Genomic DNA, 21,456 nt, shown 5'->3' with positions numbered 1-21,456 from the left:
AAGTGCGTCTTAGCTTGTGATATTAGGCTAAACTCTCTTTGATAAATTCTCTTTGATAAAATGTCTGTTAACAAGCATGCCGATTAGATGAAGTGTTAATATTTCGAACATCACATTTGGTTAGCTTTGCGGCAAAATCTAGAATGTCTAATGGCTTGTCGAAATAGTATCCTTGGATTTGGTCACAGTTCAATGCCCTTAGATATTGGTATTGAGCTTCTGTTTCGACGCCTTCGGCAACAACATCTTTACCTAATTTATGGGCCAGCATAATAATAGCTTCAACTATCTGGCAGTTTTCTTTGCTGTGGGGCAGCATGTCTATAAAACACTTGTCAATTTTTAGTACATCACACGGAAACTGCACAAGATAACTTAAGGATGAATAACCCGTACCAAAGTCATCTACAGAGATATGAATATCGAGATCTTTCAGTCGGTTTAATATCTTGATATTTTCTTCGCAGTGATCCATCAACAATCGCTCTGTTATCTCTATTTCAAGTTGACTGCCAATCACCTGATAATGATGTAGCGTATGCTGAACACAAGAGACGATATCACCTCTTTGAAATTCGCGGCTGGGAATATTGACAGAGATCACTGGAACATTGAGTGATTGTTTTTGCCAGTGACTGATCTGAGAAATGACCTTGTCCAAAATATATTTGTCCAATTTCAAAATCAGATCACTCTCTTCTGCCACGGGGATAAAATCATTTGGTGAGATAAAACCATCTATTGGGTGATGCCAGCGAATTAAGGCTTCAGCACCAGTTACTTGAGACGTCTTAACATCAATTTTTGGCTGATACACCATGTAGAAATCGTCATTATCTAAAGCATGTCTTATCTCTTGTTCAAGGTATAAACGTTTCTTAGCTTTGGCTGTCATCTCATCTGAATAGTAGGTATAACTATTTTTACCTTGTTGCTTCACCATTAACATGGCTGTCTGCGCATTGCCTATCAAGACCTCGCTACCACCGCTAAAACTATCATGATGACTGATGCCTATACTGCAGCTAATGTGCAGGTTGTACTGGTTAACTTCAATCGGTATTGTCGTGGTCCTGATAATCTTTTCAGCAACGATAGCCGCATCACAATCGTTTTGGGTGAAATCTAAATAAATTGCAAATTCATCCTCCCCAATTCGGCATAAAGTATCATTGGTTCTGATAATCGATTGTAACCTGCGGCTAAATGATTTGAGGATGTTGTCACCGACATCATGACCTAAGGTATCGTTGATGCGCTTAAAGTCATCGAGATCAATATAGAGTAGGCACACTTTTAGCTGGTGTCGGGCTGCTCTGGCTAAACCTTTAGTCACATAGCATTTGAATAGTTCGCGATTGGGTAGCTGAGTCAAGGGGTCATAATTGAGTAAGAAATCCGTTTCAGCAGTCGCCGAATTCAGTTGCTTACTCATCACCGCTTTTTCATCATCAGCCTGTAATTGCCTGAACTTATTGCGAGAAATAGCATAGGTTATGGCTCTATTTAACCTTTCTGGTGAGCACTCTGATTTTGTGATGAAGTCTATCGCACCCAATGCTAATACGGTAGAGGCTAATTTTTCTTGGCTATGACCCGTGAGAATAATGATAGGCACTGTAAGTTGCTGCTGAGCATTAAGCTTTTGCAATATCTCATTAGCGTTGTAGTCAGGGAGTTCATAGTCAAGCAGTACACAGTCGAATGCCTTAGTACTCAACAATTGGAGTGCACCTTGTCCTGTATCTGTGCAGGTAATAGCTAATGTGAGCTGAGTATGTGAGAGGAGCTCTTGGATAACAGCGCTCATAGCGCGATTGTCTTCAACAAGGAGAATTTGCAATGTATCTGTTGAGTCATCCATCAAAAATTCCTTTTTTTGACTCATTGAAGTAATTGAGTAATTGAGTAAGTGGGTAGTAGGGTCGTAAAGTTAAGATAGTTAATAGCGTTAATTTTAGCTATTTTTGCGATGTTAATTGCGGCTTTGTTGGACAAAGGTTCTAAGAGGGGGATTTTTGATAGCCAATATGCATAATGAAGGCCGCATAGCGGTCTTCATTATTTTGATTGCTTAAAGTATACCAATCAGTATAAAGATGTGATCGCTCAGCGAGAGTTTAGCGCTTCAGAGGCAAGGTCATTAATTGCTCCTGCATTAATGACATTCAGAACATCCATGTTCTTTGCAACGGGTGAAGATCATAGTTAAACTAGGTTCTAGCTCGTTAACACAGCATCAGATGCGCTAAAACTCGCCTTTCAGGAGTGTTTTTGGCTGCCTACTTCTTCGTTGAATAGATTCACAAGGGAGTACCATTCCATCACCTATTCACCTTGAATTAGTTTGCCAAAAATAACTCTGAGTAGATCACTTTCTTATATTGATTGGTATTATATATCGATGCCAAATCCTATGATAAATTGATAGTCATTTTGTTTTGGAAAGCTCATATCCGCACTTTGCTGCGGCTTATTAATATGATCCCAAACCAGTGAAAGATCTAAATCAAACATATCTGTTAGCTCAATAGAAAAACCTGCTAATGCATGATGGGTATATCCACCTGCCGCATCGCTACCATAGTTCACCCGGTAGAGTGTATTGAAATCTATATCGTCGGTGATCTCGGTATCAAATACCGTTTCAACCACTAATGCTGCACTGGTTTCACTTTCATCTTGATCTGCGAATACATTATCAAATTTGGTATACGTGTATGCAGGACCGCCACTGACACTCCAGTTGGTCTTTGATGAATCAATAATGTCATAACCGATACCGAAACCCAGAGTTGTTTTGTATTCATAGTTCAAGAAAGGATCGATATAAATTTCAGCGAAGATAGGACGTAAATAAAACTGTTTAGATAAGTACCAATCAAAGTTGGTGTTAATACGGTGATTGTTAATCGTATTATCACCGTCTGTTTTTGAGTAGTTGCCGATATAATCTAGGTTGTATCTGGATTCTGTGGTTCGGCGGAGTGCATTGGCTATCGCACTATAATCAACTTGGTCGGTATTACCTGAGCGTAAGTTTGCCCCAAGTGAGATCTTACTCGACCAATAGTTAGCCTCTGTTTGCTGGCCTGCGATAATGGTCATGATCTGACTGCGATCAAACTCCTCACCATCTATCATGGTCTTGCCATCTTTTACGATCAGTTTTCCTGTTTTAGTCGTCAGATCGATAAAACCCACACTAACCAGAGCATGGCTTTGCAGCTCCTTAATATCTTCCCAGTCGATATATAAGGTATCGAGCTCATCACTTTCAAATTCCAATTTATCATCATAGAGGTTTTTAATCTCACCCTTTAATAACTCGTGAGAAGTGAGTTGTACCCAGTCGAAGTGCTCATCTATCGGCAAGCTTAACTGGTTTGGATTGAGTTTTAGAGCTTGTGGCTTTTGTGGGCTGGTGGCATAAACACTCGTACTAAATAGTAAAGGTAAACACAGTCCGGCGGCACTGATACATATAGCGATCTTATTGATTTGGCTTTTCATAAGCCTGCTCCCTGAATAAACTAATTCTACACATCTGATTGGAAAATATTTTATAGATAGTGAATGTCCCCCGCAAACATATCCCACATATTTAGTCAGTTTTGCAGACTAGAACACATTTCTACACTGAAAAGCTTAATAGTGTCCATCATCCTTGATGGGGTTTGACTATTCATACGCTTAAACTTTCGGTATTACTCCCTATCTGTATTGATAGCTTTAGTCAGCCAGGGGAGGATAAATTGAGTGATTTGAGGTTGAGCATCAGTGTTGGGGTGGATACCATCTCTTTGCATTAACTCTGGATGAGTGGCAATCTCTTTCATGAAGAATGGCATTAAAATGAGATCATGCTCATTAGCGAGCTCTTTATAGACATTTTCAAACAATGTGGCATATCGAGCACCATAATTAGGTGGCACCATGACCTCGCTTAAAAGCACTTGGGTGTTATTTTGCTTGGATAGGGTGATTATTTTTGTAAGATTTTCTTTCAGTTGTACGGGTGAAAAACCGCGTAAACCATCGTTACCTCCAAGTTCAACGATTATGACCGAAGGGCTCGAAGACTCAAGCAGGGCGGGGAGTCTACGTAATCCGCCAGCGGTTGTTTCTCCACTGACTGAGCCATTTATTATCTCGTGTTGAGGTAATTTTTCACGTAATAAGTTTACCCAACCTTTCTCTTCATCGACGCCATAGCTTGCACTTAAGCTATCACCTAGGATTAATATAGGGGCAGCGTATACTTGGGTGCTAATCAACAGGCATACCAGAGTGAAGAGTTTCAGTGAACCTTTCAATAAGAATAAGATGAAGGATTTTATGTCAGATATCAGTGCTATCACAGTAAATAATCTCGTTAAGTCAGTGGCTACCCAAGAGGGAGAACTTACTATCCTCAACGGCATCAATATGGATGTCAAGCAGGGAGAAAGCGTGGCTATCTTAGGCCCTTCAGGTTCGGGTAAGTCAACATTGCTAGGTTTACTCGCCGCTCTGGACTCGCCGACCTCAGGTACTATCATGCTTGATGGCACTGCCATTGAATCCTTGGATGAAGAGAGAAAAGCCGCGCTTAGAAAGAAAAAAGTCAGTTTTATTTTTCAGTCTTTTATGTTGGTGGATACGCTAAATGCACTGGAAAATGTGATGTTACCCGCAGAGCTTGCTGGTATCCCTCAAGCGAAAGAAAAGGCTGAGGCTATGCTGGAAAGGGTAGGATTAACTCACAGACTCACTCACTTTCCTAATCAATTGTCAGGAGGTGAGCAGCAGAGGGTTGCTATTGCGAGGGCATTTATCTGTGAGCCAAAAGTATTGTTTGCCGATGAGCCTACTGGAAATTTAGATGCAAAGAACAGTGATAAAGTGGCTGATATGTTATTTGAGCTTAACCGTGAGAGCGCCACGACGTTAGTGTTAGTGACCCATGATCTTGTTCTGGCTAGTCGTTGTGAGCGACAGCTACTCATGGATAGTGGTGTTTTAACTGAGTCTGGCAGTAAACATGAGCAGGTTGAAATGCCCTCATCAATAGCCCAATGCCTTCCAGTTAAAGCGGAGGCGAGTTAATGGAGTTACATTTAGCTTGGCGGTTTTTTAAACGGGAATTGATGCAGGGACAGCTATTACTGATTGTATTGGCTATTACGTTAGCCGTGCTGTCGGTGACGGGGCTCGCAAGGGTCAGTGAGCGTTTACAGATCGCAATTAATGGTCAAGCCTCTAAGTTTATTGCCGCTGATAGGATCATTAATTCCCCGGTTAAGATTGATGAAAATCTGTTACAAAAAGCCGATGAGCTGGGATTATCACGTGTATCGAGTCTGCAGTTTAATTCGATGGTTTTTTCACAAGACAAGTTCCAGTTGGTTACAGTCAGAGCCGTTGGCGATGCCTATCCCTTAAAAGGAGTCATCGAGCTCAAATCATCGGGGAGTGGTTTGCCTCAACCTGGTGAGCTTTGGTATGAGACGCGGTTAGGAGGATTATTAGGATACCCAAGTGAGCTTGAGTTGGGTGATCAGCAATTTTCATTGAGTGAAGAGATTTTACGTTTACCCGATGCAGGTTTTAACCCTTTTGCCTCCTCACCTGTGGTATTGATGCGCTTAGATGATGTAGCCAGCACAGGGGTTATTCAGCCTGGTAGCCGAGTTACCTATCTGGCACAGTTTACTGGAGAAGAGTCACAGCTTAAGGCATTTGAGGATTTTGCTAAGCCTCTACTGAACAACAGTCAACGTTGGGTGGACGTTCAGTCTGGTGACTCACCCATAGCCGATGCAGTAAAGCGTGCTGAACGCTTTTTATTATTGGCGAGCCTATTGGGTATCGCTCTGGCCTGTGCGGCGATAGGGATTGCCGCACAGCGTTATTGTCAGCGTCATTATGATGTCGTGGCCATGCTTAAAACATTTGGGGCATCGGCAAAGCAGATCCGTACATTATTTGGTTTCCACTTAATGTTAGTCACCTTGTTTGGTGTGATTTTAGGTTTGCTGGGTGGCTTCGCGTTAGATGCCGGTATTACCGCTTTCTTGCCCGATGAAATAGCCGCTTATTCACCGCCTTTTACTCGCCCCATCTTGCTTGGGTTAGCGACAGGGTTTATCAGTGCATTTATGTTTTCTGCCTATCCGTTAATGCGTTTGTTATCCATTCCACCTTTGAGGGTGTTACAACGTCAACTGGAGGGATTACAGCTTGGAATGTGGTTACACTTAATTTTGAGTCTGATGGCTATGGGGATTTTGGGTTACCTCTATTCAGGAAGTTTGCCGCTGACGTTAACGGTCGTCGCTGGTGTTCTTTTGCTCGGATTATTACTGAGTATCTTAGGTTTTTTCATGATCCGACTCGGTCACAGCGTGGGGATGAAAACCACCAACCCATTGCAGCTAGCACTCGCTGGATTACGTAGGCGAGCGAAACAAAATGCGGTACAACTGGTTGGTTTTAGTAGTGCATTAGTCTTGTTGTTGACGATATTTGCTCTAAGGCAAGACTTGCTCAACGAATGGCAAAAGCAACTGCCAGAAAATGCACCTAACTATTTCCTTGTCAATATTGCACCAGATGAAGCAGTGCCTTTAGAAGCTTACCTTAAGTCAAATACCGTTAAGACAACCGATATCTATCCCGTGATCCGAGGCCGTCTGACAGAGGTTAACGGTGAGAAGCTACTTTCCGGTGATGAGGCTGAAGCGGGTGTTGAAGGCAGGAGGGGGATCTCTCGTGAGCTTAATTTAACTTGGCGTGACAGCATGCCGCCTAATAATGAGATATTAGAAGGTGAGTTTAACGTTAATTCTGATGACGTTTCTGTTGAGTCAGGTGTCGCCGAGCGCTTAAACCTGAAAATTGGCGATAGCCTGACCTATGTTATCGACAACCAGAGGCTAGTGGTGAACGTGGCGAGTATACGTGCGGTGCACTGGGAGACATTACAACCCAATTTCTTTATGATTTTTACAAAGGAAGCCCTGTCTCCGTTTGCTTATACATCGATGGCTAGCTTTTATCTTGATGAGGGTAAATCGTCCATTATTCTGGATATTATCAAGCAACACCCAACGGTCTCTATTATAGATGTCGGCAATATGATCAAGCAGTTAAGGCAGATTGTTGATCAAGTGTCTCTATCGCTAACACTGGTGTTAGTGCTGGTATTATTGGCGAGTAGCTTGGTGATGGTAGCGCAAACCGAAGCAGGAATGGCGACAAGACAAAGGGAGTTAGCTGTGTTGAGAACGTTTGGCGCATCGGGCTGGTTACTGCGAATGGCGACTGGACTCGAGTTTGCTTTGTTAGGTGCAATTTCTGGCTTACTGGCGGTGATAGTCGCTGAATTTATTCTTTATCTACTCAAAACTCAGGTCTTTGAATTGAATGTGTATATGCATTGGCCTTGGTGGGGAATTGCCCCTGTTTGTGGTGCAATGACTGTGGCGCTATTAGGAGTGTGGCGTTGTCGTCAACTTCTGAACAAATCTTGTGGTGATTTACTGAAAGCGGGCTAATCAACGGACTTTAATAAGTCTTCTAAAGCTTTATGTAATTCAGTGTATTTAAATTGATAGCCAGCCTTTAAGGCACGTGTTGGTATAATAAATTGACCTTGTGTAAGCAGCTCAGACATTTCACCTAGTACTAACTTTAGTATCGCGGCCGGCATAGGTATCAATGCTGGTCGTGAGAGTGCTTGCCCTAGTTGTTTAGAAAACTTGTAATTACTGACTGGAGTTGGTGCAGTGGCATTGTAAATGCCATTACATTTTTCGTTGTTCAGTAGAAATTGCATTAAGCCTATCTGATCATCTTGATGGATCCAGCTCATTCCTTGTTGACCTGTGCCTATAGGGCCGCCGAGTCCAAATTTAAATGGCAGTAGCATTTTGGCCAGTGCGCCACCAGATAAGCCTAATACTAATCCAGTTCTAACGATGCAGACTCTGGTTTTGTCTGACTGAGCATCTAGAGCAAGACTCTCCCAGCGGGAACATACTCTTAAAGGAAAACTATTGGTGGCCATTTCATCAAGTAAAGTTAATTCATAAGATTCATCGATTAATTGAGTGCCTAGACTTCCATATATCCCTATCGCAGATGAGCTGATAAAGATCTTAGGTGGGTGTTCACTGGCTTTGATTAATTCGGCTATTCGAGAGGTCAGTTGCCAACGACTTTCACAAATCAATTGCTTTTGTTTTTCTGACCAACGTTTGTTGACGATAGGTTCCCCAGCAAGATTGATAACAGCATCAAACTCATTTAATTCTGATAGTGAAGTTAAATTTCCTAGGTATTGGTGCTCAGCCCCTAATTGCTTGTGGGCGTTAGCGGGGGATCGAGTTAAGATTGTTAACTTGTTTTCATGGCTTAAAACTCTAACAAGCTGGTGGCCAATGAAGCCAGTAGCACCCGAGATTAATATTTTCATAGGTTAGCGTATCTTAGGATAAATTAAGCCATAAACTCAATTGTAGCAGAGCAGGGTGGAAAATTGATGTTATCAAAAATATAATGATTTCAATAAGCAACTGTAAAGCTTGAAAGCCTGAAAACCAGGCTTTCCTAGTTTGCAGCTAAGAATTTGCAGTTAAGAAACGGCTATTAGGGTTATCACATATCATTAGGTTTGCGATAGCATAGAAACATCGATACGGAATCAGCGAAACGAAGTGCATGGGGTTTGTCTACTTCTACACTCGCAAACTCAACCCAGGCATGTTCACTAGTGATATCTAGCACCTGGCCTGTTAGGTTTTCTAATAAAGAAAATCGATTATGTTCAACTAACTCAATAATTTTTTTGGTAATTGTGCGATAGTTTAGCGCATCATCCATATTATCGCTGTTACGGGCCTTTTCTGCGCAGTAGTGAATTTCAGCATTAATGAGAACATCTTGTTTGTTTTGAATTTCATCGTCTTTGATGCCGATAAATGTCCTAAGACGTAGATTTTTGATGCGAATGATCGCGATTTCTGGTCTCATACTGTTATTGCTCCATGCTGAAGTTATTTTTATTACGAGCGATTTGCTATTAAGCCTATCAATCTATTTGTTATTCATGAAGGATTTTATTCATATGCCAAGAATTGATACTCAATCTGTTGCGTATAAAGGATTTGCGATCATGGCATTTATTGTCGTGATCTTGGCTGGTATTAAAACTGCCAGCCCGATTGTCGTGCCCTTTGTTTTGTCTGCTTTTATTGCGGTGATCTGTAATCCGGTGATCACCTGGATGACCCGTTTTAAAGTGCCAAGAGCCTTAGCTGTTCTACTCTTGATGGTATTTATTGTCATGATGGGGCTTTGGTTAGCACAAATTGTCGGGAGCTCTATCAATGAGTTTTCTAATCAACTGCCTCAATACCGTGATCAGCTTGTGGAACAATTTGGCTGGATTGTTCAGAAGTTACAGACATTCAATATAATCATCACTAAAGAGCAAATATTGGCCTACTTCGATCCCGGTATCGCACTCTCGATGACAACCAACATGCTGACAGGCGTGGGTGGTGTGATGGCTAATCTATTTTTGATCATTCTTACTGTCGTGTTTATGTTGTTTGAATCACAGACTTTACCAAAGAAATTACATTGTGCATTGGATGATCCAGATATGAGAATGCAGCAAATTGATAAATTTTTGCATTCAGTCAATCAATATATGGTCATTAAGACATTAGTGAGTTTAGCTACGGGTGTGATCGTCGGCTTTGGACTTGCCTTTATTGGTGTGGATTACGCACTTTTGTGGGGTGTGATAGCCTTCTTGTTTAACTACATACCGAATATTGGGTCTATCATTGCCGCGATCCCTTCTGTGCTATTAGCATTTATTCAATTAGGCCCTGCAGCTGCAGGTGGTACAGCATTACTCTATTTTGGGACGAATATGATAATGGGCAATGTGGTTGAACCAAGATATATGGGCAAAGGCTTAGGCCTCTCGACATTGGTGGTGTTTTTGTCATTAATCTTTTGGGGCTGGCTATTAGGCTCGGTTGGCATGTTATTATCCGTCCCTCTGACCATGATTGTTAAAATTGCTCTCGAGTCGAGTAAAGGCGGGAGCTGGTTGGCAATCCTGTTAGCTGACGATGTTGAAATTAAGGATAATGACCGCGATAAAGAGGACACCTCTGAGGCCGCTTAGTGAGGTCAACACCATCAGGGGATGAGCAAAGCCACAATTTATGTGGCTTTTTTGTTTTACAAAGTGAAAGCGAGTTTGCGACAAGTGAATGAAATACAATTATTTTTCGATGAAATAGCTAAGATGACACTGGGTGAGGAAGTTAACCGTCTTTTCCATGGTCGAGGCGGTATGTATCCTGGGGCTGAACATATATGCCTGGACTGGTTTCCGCCAGTGCTTCTTTTAACCAGTTTTAAACCTTTAGACACTCAAAGCTTAGATTTATCTGTCAACTTGATTAAGCAGAGGTGGCAACAGCTTCAAGGAGAGCAAGAGCTGAACCTAGTTTACCAGTATCGGAGTGGTGGAAGTACGCAAACTGAGTTAATAGCTGGAAGCGTTCCTGAGAAGCATACTGTGATGGAAAATGGAGCGAGCTACCATGTACATTTGCTAAAAGGGCAAAATCACGGCTTATTTCTGGATATGAAAAATGGTCGTCAATGGGTGAGGGAGAATGCAACAGAGAAAAAGGTCTTAAACTTGTTTTCGTATACTTGCGCGTTTTCAGTTGCGGCTCTGCAAGGAGGGTGCGACAGCGTAGTGAATATTGATATGAGTAAAGGAGCCCTGTCCATTGGTAAGCAAAATCACCTGTTAAATGGCTTCTCATCAGGGGCTAGATTTTTTGGGCATGATATTTTTAAGTCTTGGGGTAAGCTAACGAAGCTTGGGCCCTATGAGATGATCATTGCCGACCCACCGAGTAATCAAAAAGGCAGTTTCGTAGCAACGAAAGATTATTCTAGGTTGCTTAAACGTTTACCTGAGCTCTTAGCGGCTGATGGTGAGGTTTTATTGTGTCTTAATGCACCTGAACTCAGCATCGAGTTTTTGATGGACCAGGTTGCAGAATACAGCCCGACACTGGAATTTGTTGAACAGTTATCAAATCCAAGTTCATTTATTGATGTTAGCTCGGATAAAGCATTAAAAGTGCTGAAATACATTCGTAAAGATAATTAATTTTGTCAGTAGCCAAAACCAAATACCTTTATACCGATTGGTATGAGTCAGTGTATTTGGTTTTGTACACAAATAACCTGTGATATTTGGTTCTTTTATCAGTTTTAGTCGCTTCAGTAACTGAGTCGTTCGTGGATTGTCGATTGACCATGCGACTCTATGATGTGCTCCACTTTCGTTTTATCTATATATTTTAAGGCTGAGATCTCAGAAAAGAGTCTGTCCTGAACATCAATTGGCATGTTCATTTTGTCCATAAACATAAAGATGTGTAGTGTATCCCCTTGATCAAAGAGGTCAACAAGTCTTCCTGCTTCAAATTCAACCAGCGCATTCATTTTCCGTCCTCCATAAAACTCAACGACGTTCCCATAAATATTTATAGGTATCCTTAATTGATAGCAGTTAGGGGGATAAAACCTAGATTTTTTTATCTGTTAAAATCAAAAAATAAGGCCTGTAAGGTATAATGGCTTGTAAGTCTTTCATCGAAACATTCAGAAATGGGTCGTTATTAGGCTGTATGAGGCGTGTTCTTAGTTTTGATTGAAACCAAACTGAAAGTTTTGTGTAACTCCTGGGTGATTGCTGATATAATTAGTTCAAGAAGTAAGTAGAACATCTGCCACTTCCTATCTTGGCCAAATATCATCAAAGTAATGATATGCCTCAGACCTTACAAACAAGTAATTCGGAGTTGTTATGGAAGTTCAAGAATACGAAAGCGCATATTATCAAATACAAGATGAAGTGATTGAGTCTTTACCTATAGAAAAGGATGAAGAAGCGTTTTTGGATTAAGGAATAATCCTCAATTCATGAGTTGTACTGGTTTCGGCCAGAAAAAAAAGAGCAGCCTTAGGTTGCTCTTTTTTGTGGGTGAAATATATCAAGTGATCTATTGACCATGACTTAGTTTAAGTTACCTTTCTCTGGTAACACTTCAACGATAACCCAGCTAGAACCGTCTTTATGTAGGCGTATGGTCCTATCATCTATCCAAGGTTGACCAGCTTTGAGCCCTTTCATCTTAACTATCACAGTAACATCGTCGGTAAATTTTCTGAAAAAGTCGATATCTATCTCTTCAATTTCCATCTGGACTTGAGTCATTGATAAGTTAAGGACGTGTCGTTGTACTGCTGAGGCAATATAGTAATGTGTGAGTACTTCTTGCATGGGCTCACTGACAAATTGTTTGGCTTTTTCCACATCACGATCAACATATATCGCATTGAAAAAGCCGAGGGAAACCTGTTCAGGTGTTCGGTTTGCTTCAGCACTTGAATTGTCCGGGCTGCAGCCGAACAGAAAAACTAAACTGATAAAAGCCAATATTCTCATATAATATAATTGTTAAGAGTAAAGTGAGTGGCTGCCAGTATCTCTATTCTACTAAACGTTGGCAAGTCAGCTAATTTGTTTATTTTTATGAAAGTTCTTGACCTTTGGTGATATATCAGGCATATCTGAATGAGTGACTTTAACTTGTTATCCACAGAATCTGTGGACAAGTATGTTGAAGACTAGATGCATAACTTTTAACTTACTGTTTACTAAGTTAAAAAAGCACTGGTTAAAAAGTGACACCTCTTGGTTTGTGGTGGCTTTTTTCTGCTACTTCATCAGTTACCCACAGTTGCGAATCTATTCTATTTTTCGGAACCATGGCAAATATTCAACTATTCTGATTATCAGATCCTCTTGTAAGCCATACTTCATCGCTAATTAGACAAAACAAACAGACATAAAAAAACCTCCCACCCGTAGGATGAGAGGTTTTTGAATACGCTAGATAGAGTTTTTTCTAGGAAGCTTGGATAGCTGTTAGGGCAATCGTGTAAACGATATCATCGACTAACGCACCACGGGATAGGTCATTAACCGGTTTACGCATCCCCTGCAGCATTGGACCAATACTGATAAGGTCTGCACTTCGTTGTACCGCTTTGTAAGTGGTATTACCGGTATTTAAATCCGGGAATACAAATACGGTAGCTTGACCGGCTACAGGGCTATTTGGTGCTTTAGATTGCGCCACATTTGGCATCACGGCTGCATCATACTGAAGCGGACCATCTATGATGAGATCTGGACGCTTCTCTTTGGCTATACGCGTCGCTTCTCGCACTTTATCAACATCTGATCCAGTACCTGAGCTACCAGTAGAGTAACTGATCATAGCGACTCTTGGCTCAATACCAAAGGCTGCTGCAGATTCTGCTGATTGAATAGCAATGTCAGCTAATTGTTCAGCACTTGGATCTGGGTTAATGGCACAATCACCATAAACCAGTACTTGATCTGGCATCAACATAAAGAAGATTGATGATACTAAACTCGAGCCAGGCGCTGTTTTAATGAGCTGTAAAGGTGGACGTATGGTATGAGCTGTGGTGTTTACCGCACCAGAGACGATTCCATCGACTTCGCCTTGAGCGACCATCATGGTACCTAATACCATATTATCTTCTAGTTGCTCACGAGCAACAACTTCAGTGAGTCCTTTATGACGACGAAGTTCAAGCATAGGCTCGACATAGCGTTCGCGTACACTTTCTGGCTCAATGATCTCAATCCCTTCGCCTAAGACAACACCTTGCTGTTGAGCGATACGTTCAATTTCTTCCCTGTTACCAAGCAAGACACACTTAGCAATACCACGTTCTGCACAGATGCTAGCGGCTTCAATCGTTCTTGGTTCGTTACCTTCAGGCAGTACCACGGTTTTATGGGCTGCGCGCGCAAGCTCAGTCAGTTTGTATCTGAATGCTGGTGGTGACAGGCGGTGTTCACGTGGTGAGTCTTTCGTGACACTATCAATCCAGTTCTGATCAATATGGCTAGCAACAAACTCCTGAACTTCCTCGATTCTGACGGCATCATCAACGGGAACTTCATGATCGAAGCGTTGGATATTTAGCGAAGTTTGCCATGTATTGGTATCAATCAAAAATACTGGGAGTCCGGTTTCAAAAGCTTGCTCGCATAACGCCATAATTTCTGGCTCAGGCTCGTAGCTACCAGTAAGTAGTAGGGCTCCGATTTTTACACCGTTCATCGCCGCAAGACAGGCAGAAACAATCACATCGGAGCGATCACCAGAAGTCACGAGTAGTGAATCTGTTTTAATATGATTGACCATATTAGGCAGGCTGCGAGCACAGAAGGTGACTTTACGAAGGCGACGCTGGTTCATTTCGCCAGCATTGATGATTTTTGCGCTTAGGTGTTTCGCAAGATCCGATGCTCGTGGGGCAACGAGGTCTAAACTATATGGCACACTACCAAGAATACGCAGTGAACTCTTACCAGGAAGCTGGAACATACCTGCTGCATCTGGACGCTGAATATCCTGATGATCAAATACTTCTGAAAGATCAGGGCGAGTACGGCCTTCATCATCTACTGGTGCACCAATCTTATTGATTATTGCACCGATAATGCGTTTGTTCTTACTACCACCCCAAGTTTTATGAGCAATCTCTAATCTGTTCATTAAGGCGGTGGCACTTTCATTGCCTGGTGTCGCCACGAAAATAATATCCGCATCGAGTGATTTAGCTATCGCATAGTTAATATCACTAGAGAAAGGGTGATTACGCGTTTGCACTAGCCCTTCAACAACTAAGGTCTCTGTATCATCGGTTTGTTCAGTAACGCGAGCAATGATTTGCTCCATCAATACATCTTTTTTCTCAGCGCGAATTAAGCTCTCTGCATGAGCCATATCGAAAGGATCAAGTGGATTAACCGTTGGCGATTTACTTAAAATAGTGGTTGAACGCTCAGGACCGGTATCATGGGGGCGCTGCTGAGCAATGGGTTTAAAGAAGCGGACTTTAACACCGTGATGTTCAAATGCACGAACTAAACCTAAACTGATAGAGGTTAGACCAACACCTGTACCTATGGGAACTAACATAATATTGCGAGACATAAAAACCTCTAAGTGACGCTTAAATAGGCATTGTCTGTTATCTGACAATGCCGACAAATTTCCGCCAACATAACTTAAGTGTGACTAGTTTGGGCGTTAATTCGCCCAAACTGATAATGAGTTTTGTTACTTTAGTAAAGCGATTGCATCTTCTGCAATAACCCATTCTTCATTGGTTGGGATAACAAGTGCAACAGGACCATTATCAGTCGTGATCTGACCTTGTTGTCCAAAACGTGCGGCAGCATTGCGCTCGCTATCAACTTCAAAGTTGAAAATCTCTAGCATGTTCAGTACATTTGCTCGGATTAGATCTGAGTTTTCGCCAATGCCTCCGGTGAAGATTAACGCGTCTAAGCGGCCTAATGGCACAGTGTAAGAAGCGATGTATTTAGCTAGACGGTAGCAGAAGATATCTAAGGCTAATGTGGCGCCTTTATGACCTTGCTCATAACCTTCTTCGATGCCGCGACAATCACTGGTGAGTTCAGAAATTCCCAATAAGCCACTTTGTTTATTCATTAGGTTGTTTACTTCATCTAATGTATAGCCTAAACGGCTAACTAAGTGATGAATAATTGAAGGGTCTAAATCACCGCAACGTGTTCCCATCACTAAGCCTTCAAGTGGAGTCAGTCCCATAGAGGTATCGACACTCTTCCCGCCCTTGATCGCGGTTACAGAAGCACCATTACCTAAGTGAGCACAGATAACATTGGTATCTTCAATCTTTTTACCTAGCACTTTAGCTGCTTCGCGGCTCACAAATAAGTGACTGGTACCGTGCATGCCATAGCGGCGAATGCTGTTCTCACGATAAAGCTTATAAGGAAGGGCGTAGATGAAAGCTTTCTCAGGCATAGTCTGGTGAAAAGCAGTATCAAAAACGGCGACCTGTGGAAGCGCAGGAAATGCAGCTTGAGATGCACGAATTCCAATTAAGTGTGCAGGATTATGCAGTGGTGCTAATGCGGCACAGTCTTCAATTCCCTTAACGACTGTTTCGTCGATGATCATTGAACGAGTAAATTTTTCACCGCCATGTACGACACGATGACCAATGGCTTGGATTTGCTCAGCAATTTGCGGATGTTCACCTAGAATATTCTTAACGATATATTCAACGGCTTCGCGGTGAGCGGTATATGCACCTAAGTTGGCTTCTTGCTTTTTGCCGTTAACCTTCCACTTGATGCGCGCATCTTCTAGTCCAAAACATTCAGCAAGACCTGAGATCTGGTCATCGCCAGTTAAGGCGTCGATAATTGCAAACTTAAGTGATGAACTACCACAGTTAAGTACCAATACCAGTTTATTTGACATGTTTAAACCTTATTAAATGTAGTGACCAAATATCACTGAACAATTATGACTTGGTGAGCAGTCTCTACCGAAGTCGTTAGACGTGCTCTGTTATCAGAGCATGGAACTGCAATTTAAGCATCAGCTAGACCTTGGGCCTCTATTGCTGCATGTGCTATTGTAAATGCAGTATCCGTAAAAATAGGTGTTGTAGTTGAGTATTCAAGTTCTCAAAACGTTAGGCGATGGTCGTCGGTATATGAAGACGTGGCCTATGGTCAGACAACTTAGTCTCTTTTTTCCCGAGTATCGCGTTATTCGTGCTACACAAATCGCGCTGCCTGTTATGCCATTATTGGCACTGTTAGCTGGAGCTAGCCAAATCCAAATACATGGTTGGACCTTCTTACCTCAAGCGCTAACAATTGCATTGTTCTTTATCAGCTTGCCTATACAGGGCTTGCTTTGGTTAGGTTGGCGTGCCCACCATCCTTTACCTTTATCTCTGTTTGAGTGGTGTGACCAACTCACTCAGAAGTTGAGCAGTGCGGGCATATCTTGTCGCCCACTGGGTCCTAAAGCTTGCTATCTCGATATGGCCATTATTTTAAAAGTGGCCTTTGAACAGTTAGATGCTTCTTACTGGAAAGAGCTTTAAGGCTTTATTCTGGAAGCTAATTTATTCTGTCTTAGTAAATAGCATTCAATCCAGCGTCCTTAAATACCTGCAAAATTTGTTCCATCGTTTCACTTGATGGTGGCGAGATATTGTCGAGCTGATACTCTTGTCCCATCGCTTCCCATTTATGCTTGCCCAATTCGTGATAGGGCAGTAGTTCAATTTTTTCAACATTGTTCATAGGTTTAATAAATTCAGCCAAGCGACGGGCTGAATCAATATCATCGGTAAACCCACCGACAACCACATAACGTATCCAAGTCTTTTGTTGTTTTTTATGTAGGTACTTAGCGAAGTCTAGTGTGCGGTGATTGCTGACCTGAGTCAGGTCGATATGTTTTTGATCATCGATGTGCTTGATATCGAGTAATACCAAATCGGTATTATCTAAAAGCTCATCTATGATCGGGGTGTATTTTCGTACAAAACCATTGGTATCCAAGCAGGTATGTATACCTTCTTTTTTACAAGCGGCAAACAGTTCTGAAACGAACGGAGCTTGTAATATAGCTTCTCCACCACTCGCTGTGACGCCGCCACCACTGGCTTCTAGAAATGGACGGTAGCTGATGATCTGTTCCATCAGTTCGTCAACTTCGACTTCACGACCAGCGTGTAGATCCCACGTATCGCGGTTATGACAGTATTGGCAACGCATTAAACAACCTTGCATAAAAGCGATAAATCTTATGCCTGGTCCATCTACGGTACCAAAGGATTCCAATGAGTGGATCCGACCTTTTACTGTCATTATTTCTCCAAATTAATTTAAGTTAGGCTGAGTATTATCTACAGCCTAACTTATCTACTTTGATGCACTCGAATTTATCTTAGTTTATAAAGATAAATAGCGTTACATGCCTTGAGTAAAGGTACGTGTGATCACATCTTGCTGCTGCTCAGGTGTTAATGCGTTGAAGCGAACTGCATAGCCAGAAACTCGAATAGTAAGTTGTGGATATTTGTCCGGATTAACAATCGCATCTTCGAGCATTTCTCGATTCATTACGTTAACGTTTAAGTGTTGACCACCTTCACGACTATCATTATGAGAGAAGTAACCATCCATCAGAGCGGCTAAATTAGCACGGCGACCCTCTTCATCTTTACCGAGTGCGTTTGGCACGATAGAGAAAGTATAAGAGATGCCATCTTGAGCGTGTGCAAAGGGAAGTTTAGCAACGGATGTAAGAGATGCAACTGCACCTTTCTCATCACGACCATGCATTGGGTTTGCACCTGGAGCAAATGGGGCACCCGCTGGGCGGCCATCAGGAGTGGTCCCCGTCTTCTTGCCATACACTACGTTTGAAGTGATCGTTAAGATTGACTGAGTAGGGATCGCGTTACGGTACATCTTCATGTTACGGATTTTAGCCATAAAGCGCTCTACAAGCTCAGTGGCTAAATCATCTACCCGTGCATCATTGTTACCGAATTTAGGGTAGTCACCTTCAATGTCGAAATCGATAGCGATACCATTCTCATCACGGATTGGCTTAACTTTAGCAAACTTGATGGCTGAAAGTGAATCTGCAGCGATAGAAAGACCGGCGATACCACATGCCATAGTACGACGAACGTCACGGTCATGAAGTGCCATTAACGCAGCTTCATAAGAGTACTTATCATGCATGAAGTGGATAGCGTTGAGCGCGGTCACATATTGTGTCGCTAACCAATCCATCATGTTGTCAAAACGACCCATAACGTCATCAAAGTCTAAATACTCAGAAGTGATTGCGTCAAACTTAGGCCCAATTTGAGTCTTAAGTTTTTCATCTACACCGCCATTGATAGCGTAAAGCATTGTTTTGGCTAAGTTAGCACGCGCGCCGAAGAACTGCATGTGCTTACCGACAACCATAGGGCTAACACAACAGGCAATAGCATAGTCATCAGATTCGAAATCTGGGCGCATTAAGTCGTCGTTTTCGTACTGAATTGAGCTGGTATCAATTGATACTTTTGCACAGTACTTTTTGAAATCTAAAGGTAGCTTTTCAGACCATAGCACTGTGATGTTCGGCTCTGGGCTCGGACCCATGTTGTATAGGGTGTGTAAGAAACGGAAGCTAGACTTTGTCACCAAAGTACGGCCATCAACACCCATACCAGCAATAGACTCAGTAGCCCAGATAGGGTCACCTGAGAATAACTCATCGTATTCTGGAGTACGTAGGAAACGAACCATACGTAGCTTCATAACGAAATGGTCTACCATCTCCTGAGCTTGCTCTTCGGTGATCAGGCCACTGTTGATATCACGCTCGATGAAGATATCAATGAAGCTTGAAGTACGTCCAAGAGACATAGCCGCGCCGTTTTGGCTCTTAACTGCAGCAAGATAGCCGAAGTAAGTCCACTGAATCGCTTCTTGTGCGTTAGTTGCAGGTAGAGAAATATCGAAGCCATAGCTGGCAGCCATTTTCTTCATCTGACCGAGTGCACGGTGCTGCTCTGCAATCTCTTCACGAAGCTGCATAGTGTAAGACAAGTCTTCACCTGCTTCGAAACCAGCTTGCAGTGAACCAAACTGAGTAAATTTATCCGCCATTAGATAATCGATACCGTAAAGTGCGATACGACGGTAATCGCCAATGATACGACCACGGCCGTATGCATCCGGTAAACCGGTTAAGACACCAGATTTACGGCAACCCATGATTTCAGGTGTGTAGATATCGAAAACACCTTGGTTATGCGTCTTACGTAGCTCAGAGTATACATATTTAACATCAGCGTTTAGCTCTCGGTCGTAGGCCTTACAAGAGCCTTCAACCATACGAATGCCGCCATTGGGTAGCATTGCGCGTTTAAGTGGTGCTTCAGTCTGAAGGCCAACAATAGTTTCAAGCTCTTGCTCGATATAACCCGCTTCGTGTGAAGTGATGGTTGATACCTTTTCGGTATCGAAATCAACAGGTGCGTGAGTCGCGTTTTCCTGTTTGATGCCTACCATGACCTTATCCCAAAGCTTAGTCGTTGCAGGCGTTGCTTCGGCTAGGAAGGATTCATTACCTTCATAAGGGGTGTAGTTAGCTTGGATAAAGTCACGAACATTGACTTCAGATTTCCAATCGCCAGAAGTAAAACCTTCCCATGCATTGGCAAACTGTTCAGTTTTTTCGGTCATAGCACAAATACCTTAAGTTAAAAATTGGGTTGTCGGTTATCGGTTATCGTTATTGGCTTTATCTAGCTCAGGCCTACGATAAACAAACCAATAAGTGAGTCCTACGAAAATAGCCCCGCCCACAATATTACCTAATGTGACTGGAACCAGATTGTGGAGTAGAAATTGACTCCAAGTTAGATCGGCAAACAGGCTAGGGTCGACCCCAGCATTTGCCCAAAATTCGGGGGTAGCAACGAGCTTAGTGATGATAGCCATAGGAATTAAAAACATATTAGCAATGCAATGCTCAAACCCTGCCGCAACAAACATGGCTACGGGTAATACGACAGCGAGTAATTTGTCAGTGACAGTGCGGCCTGCGTAGGCCATCCATACGGCGAGACAAACCATGACATTACACATTATGCCTAAGGTAAAAGCCTGTCCAAATGTATACTGTAGCTTAGCTTGAGCTGACTGGAGATAGCCTAGACCAATTAAACCGTGTCCGGCTTCATAATGTTTAGCACTGATCATTAAGCCAACGAGCAGCATCGCACCGATGAAATTGCCGAGATAAACTAAGGTCCAGTTACGTAATACGGCCAGAGTGGACACGCGATTACTTGCTTTAGCTATGATGGTCAAAACTGTTGAGGTGAATAACTCACCACCTAATATAACCACAAGCATTAGGCCTAAGCTAAAACATAAACCGCCAATGAGTTTATTCAGTCCGTATGGAAGCGCACTCCCACCGGCAGTCACTGCGATATAAAACACAAATGCCAAACCAATAAAAACACCAGCGGTTATGGCAAGCAGTAATGTAGATATCGTGTCGCGATTGACCTTTACAACTGCAGCATCTTCAACTTTTTTAGCCGTTACTGCAGGTGTGCTAGCATCAAATGGACTTGGATTATTATTCATTCTTGCCTTTACCTATGCCTATATCGTGAAACTATTTTAGATAATAAATCTAATATAAATTTGATTTCTGGTTTAAGGAACCTAATTTTTTGCAAATGGGTTCCTTATCTCGCTAGTATAAAAAAGCTGTAATTTTATTTCGTGACCTTGGTCAACTTATACGGTTAAAGCGGCTTAAACTGTAACTTATTTACAACTAGTTGGTCGCGCATGGGACTAGTTAAGTGTTTAGCTTCCCAAGTCTCTTAAAAAGCGATAAGGCTGCACCATTATGGTAACTCGTCATGCAC

At 42.3% G+C, this 21,456-nt stretch carries 17 protein-coding genes; 5 read left to right on the top strand and 12 right to left on the bottom strand.

What is annotated here, in order from left to right; translation table 11 throughout:
• Nucleotides 1-67: 67 nt before the first annotated feature.
• The 3 genes from FM038_RS15070 to FM038_RS15060 form a co-directional block, all read right to left on the bottom strand.
• Nucleotides 68-1,864 (bottom strand): EAL domain-containing protein, encoded by a 1,797-nt coding sequence (locus FM038_RS15070; protein ID WP_185965843.1) that lies wholly within the window; start codon nt 1,862-1,864, stop codon nt 68-70.
• A 530-nt stretch (nt 1,865-2,394) separates the two neighbouring features.
• Nucleotides 2,395-3,513 (bottom strand): DUF481 domain-containing protein, encoded by a 1,119-nt coding sequence (locus FM038_RS15065; RefSeq protein WP_142874191.1) that lies wholly within the window; start codon nt 3,511-3,513, stop codon nt 2,395-2,397.
• Between the two features lie 194 nt (nt 3,514-3,707).
• Nucleotides 3,708-4,274, bottom strand: coding sequence for an arylesterase (locus tag FM038_RS15060; protein ID WP_223293097.1), 567 nt, complete (start codon nt 4,272-4,274; stop codon nt 3,708-3,710).
• 64 nt (nt 4,275-4,338) lie between these two features.
• Between FM038_RS15060 and FM038_RS15055 the strand changes: the two genes are divergently transcribed.
• Both FM038_RS15055 and FM038_RS15050 read left to right on the top strand, forming a co-directional pair.
• Nucleotides 4,339-5,088, top strand: coding sequence for an ABC transporter ATP-binding protein (locus FM038_RS15055; protein WP_142874189.1), 750 nt, complete (start codon nt 4,339-4,341; stop codon nt 5,086-5,088).
• Nucleotides 5,088-7,538, top strand: a complete 2,451-nt coding sequence (locus FM038_RS15050; RefSeq protein WP_142874188.1) for an ABC transporter permease — start codon at nt 5,088-5,090, stop codon at nt 7,536-7,538. The genes FM038_RS15055 and FM038_RS15050 overlap by 1 nt, the downstream gene beginning before the upstream one ends.
• Here FM038_RS15050 and FM038_RS15045 read toward each other — a convergent pair.
• Nucleotides 7,535-8,458: a TIGR01777 family oxidoreductase gene (locus FM038_RS15045; RefSeq protein WP_195873068.1), complete on the bottom strand. Its 924-nt coding sequence runs from the start codon at nt 8,456-8,458 to the stop codon at nt 7,535-7,537. The genes FM038_RS15050 and FM038_RS15045 overlap by 4 nt on opposite strands.
• 182 nt (nt 8,459-8,640) lie before the next feature.
• Entirely contained in the window at nt 8,641-9,015 is a 375-nt protein-coding gene (folX, locus tag FM038_RS15040; protein ID WP_142874187.1) for a dihydroneopterin triphosphate 2'-epimerase, read from the bottom strand.
• A 94-nt stretch (nt 9,016-9,109) separates the two neighbouring features.
• On the opposite strand from folX, the gene FM038_RS15035 reads away from it, so the two are divergent.
• Together FM038_RS15035 and FM038_RS15030 are read left to right on the top strand one after the other, a co-directional pair.
• Nucleotides 9,110-10,186 (top strand): AI-2E family transporter, encoded by a 1,077-nt coding sequence (locus FM038_RS15035; protein WP_142874186.1) that lies wholly within the window; start codon nt 9,110-9,112, stop codon nt 10,184-10,186.
• Nucleotides 10,187-10,279: 93 nt separating this feature from the next.
• The gene (locus FM038_RS15030; protein WP_185965865.1) at nt 10,280-11,194 is read left to right on the top strand and encodes a class I SAM-dependent methyltransferase; all 915 of its coding nucleotides are present in this window, start codon (nt 10,280-10,282) and stop codon (nt 11,192-11,194) included.
• Between the two features lie 113 nt (nt 11,195-11,307).
• Here FM038_RS15030 and FM038_RS15025 read toward each other — a convergent pair whose 3' ends face one another.
• The 4 genes from FM038_RS15025 to ackA form a co-directional block, all read right to left on the bottom strand.
• Nucleotides 11,308-11,532, bottom strand: a complete 225-nt coding sequence (locus FM038_RS15025; protein ID WP_142874184.1) for a hypothetical protein — start codon at nt 11,530-11,532, stop codon at nt 11,308-11,310.
• A gap of 574 nt (nt 11,533-12,106) precedes the next feature.
• Nucleotides 12,107-12,538 (bottom strand): hypothetical protein, encoded by a 432-nt coding sequence (locus tag FM038_RS15020; RefSeq protein ID WP_142874183.1) that lies wholly within the window; start codon nt 12,536-12,538, stop codon nt 12,107-12,109.
• Nucleotides 12,539-13,001: 463 nt separating this feature from the next.
• Nucleotides 13,002-15,134 carry a phosphate acetyltransferase gene (gene pta / locus FM038_RS15015; RefSeq protein WP_142874182.1) on the bottom strand — a complete coding sequence of 711 codons (2,133 nt, stop codon included), beginning with the start codon at nt 15,132-15,134 and terminating at the stop codon, nt 13,002-13,004.
• A gap of 126 nt (nt 15,135-15,260) precedes the next feature.
• Entirely contained in the window at nt 15,261-16,457 is a 1,197-nt protein-coding gene (gene ackA, locus FM038_RS15010) for an acetate kinase (RefSeq protein ID WP_142874181.1), read from the bottom strand.
• A 193-nt stretch (nt 16,458-16,650) separates the two neighbouring features.
• Here ackA and yfbV point away from each other — a divergent pair, with 193 nt between their 5' ends.
• Nucleotides 16,651-17,094 (top strand): terminus macrodomain insulation protein YfbV, encoded by a 444-nt coding sequence (yfbV, locus tag FM038_RS15005; protein ID WP_142874180.1) that lies wholly within the window; start codon nt 16,651-16,653, stop codon nt 17,092-17,094.
• 31 nt (nt 17,095-17,125) lie between these two features.
• On the opposite strand, the gene pflA is transcribed toward yfbV, so the two are convergent.
• From pflA to focA, 3 genes are all read right to left on the bottom strand, one after another.
• Nucleotides 17,126-17,866 carry a pyruvate formate lyase 1-activating protein gene (pflA, locus tag FM038_RS15000; protein ID WP_142874179.1) on the bottom strand — a complete coding sequence of 247 codons (741 nt, stop codon included), beginning with the start codon at nt 17,864-17,866 and terminating at the stop codon, nt 17,126-17,128.
• Between the two features lie 102 nt (nt 17,867-17,968).
• Nucleotides 17,969-20,251, bottom strand: a complete 2,283-nt coding sequence (pflB, locus tag FM038_RS14995; RefSeq protein ID WP_142874178.1) for a formate C-acetyltransferase — start codon at nt 20,249-20,251, stop codon at nt 17,969-17,971.
• Between the two features lie 36 nt (nt 20,252-20,287).
• Nucleotides 20,288-21,166, bottom strand: coding sequence for a formate transporter FocA (gene focA, locus FM038_RS14990; protein ID WP_142874177.1), 879 nt, complete (start codon nt 21,164-21,166; stop codon nt 20,288-20,290).
• Between the last annotated feature and the right edge of the window lie 290 nt (nt 21,167-21,456).

This window comes from Shewanella eurypsychrophilus (genome assembly GCF_007004545.3).
Classification (GTDB): Bacteria; Pseudomonadota; Gammaproteobacteria; order Enterobacterales; family Shewanellaceae; genus Shewanella; species Shewanella eurypsychrophilus.
The sequence above is the reverse complement of the archived record's forward strand: the minus strand, read 5'-3'. Positions and strand labels throughout refer to the sequence as shown.

Coding starts and splice junctions, on each gene's coding strand:
- FM038_RS15070 (WP_185965843.1), bottom strand. CDS start 1,864: ATGGATGACTCAACAGATACATTGCAAATTCTCCTTGTTGAAGACAAT.
- FM038_RS15065 (WP_142874191.1), bottom strand. CDS start 3,513: ATGAAAAGCCAAATCAATAAGATCGCTATATGTATCAGTGCCGCCGGA.
- FM038_RS15055 (WP_142874189.1), top strand. CDS start 4,339: ATGTCAGATATCAGTGCTATCACAGTAAATAATCTCGTTAAGTCAGTG.
- FM038_RS15050 (WP_142874188.1), top strand. CDS start 5,088: ATGGAGTTACATTTAGCTTGGCGGTTTTTTAAACGGGAATTGATGCAG.
- FM038_RS15045 (WP_195873068.1), bottom strand. CDS start 8,458: ATGAAAATATTAATCTCGGGTGCTACTGGCTTCATTGGCCACCAGCTT.
- folX (WP_142874187.1), bottom strand. CDS start 9,015: ATGAGACCAGAAATCGCGATCATTCGCATCAAAAATCTACGTCTTAGG.
- FM038_RS15035 (WP_142874186.1), top strand. CDS start 9,110: ATGCCAAGAATTGATACTCAATCTGTTGCGTATAAAGGATTTGCGATC.
- FM038_RS15025 (WP_142874184.1), bottom strand. CDS start 11,532: ATGAATGCGCTGGTTGAATTTGAAGCAGGAAGACTTGTTGACCTCTTT.
- FM038_RS15020 (WP_142874183.1), bottom strand. CDS start 12,538: ATGAGAATATTGGCTTTTATCAGTTTAGTTTTTCTGTTCGGCTGCAGC.
- pta (WP_142874182.1), bottom strand. CDS start 15,134: ATGTCTCGCAATATTATGTTAGTTCCCATAGGTACAGGTGTTGGTCTA.
- ackA (WP_142874181.1), bottom strand. CDS start 16,457: ATGTCAAATAAACTGGTATTGGTACTTAACTGTGGTAGTTCATCACTT.
- pflA (WP_142874179.1), bottom strand. CDS start 17,866: ATGACAGTAAAAGGTCGGATCCACTCATTGGAATCCTTTGGTACCGTA.
- pflB (WP_142874178.1), bottom strand. CDS start 20,251: ATGACCGAAAAAACTGAACAGTTTGCCAATGCATGGGAAGGTTTTACT.
- focA (WP_142874177.1), bottom strand. CDS start 21,166: ATGAATAATAATCCAAGTCCATTTGATGCTAGCACACCTGCAGTAACG.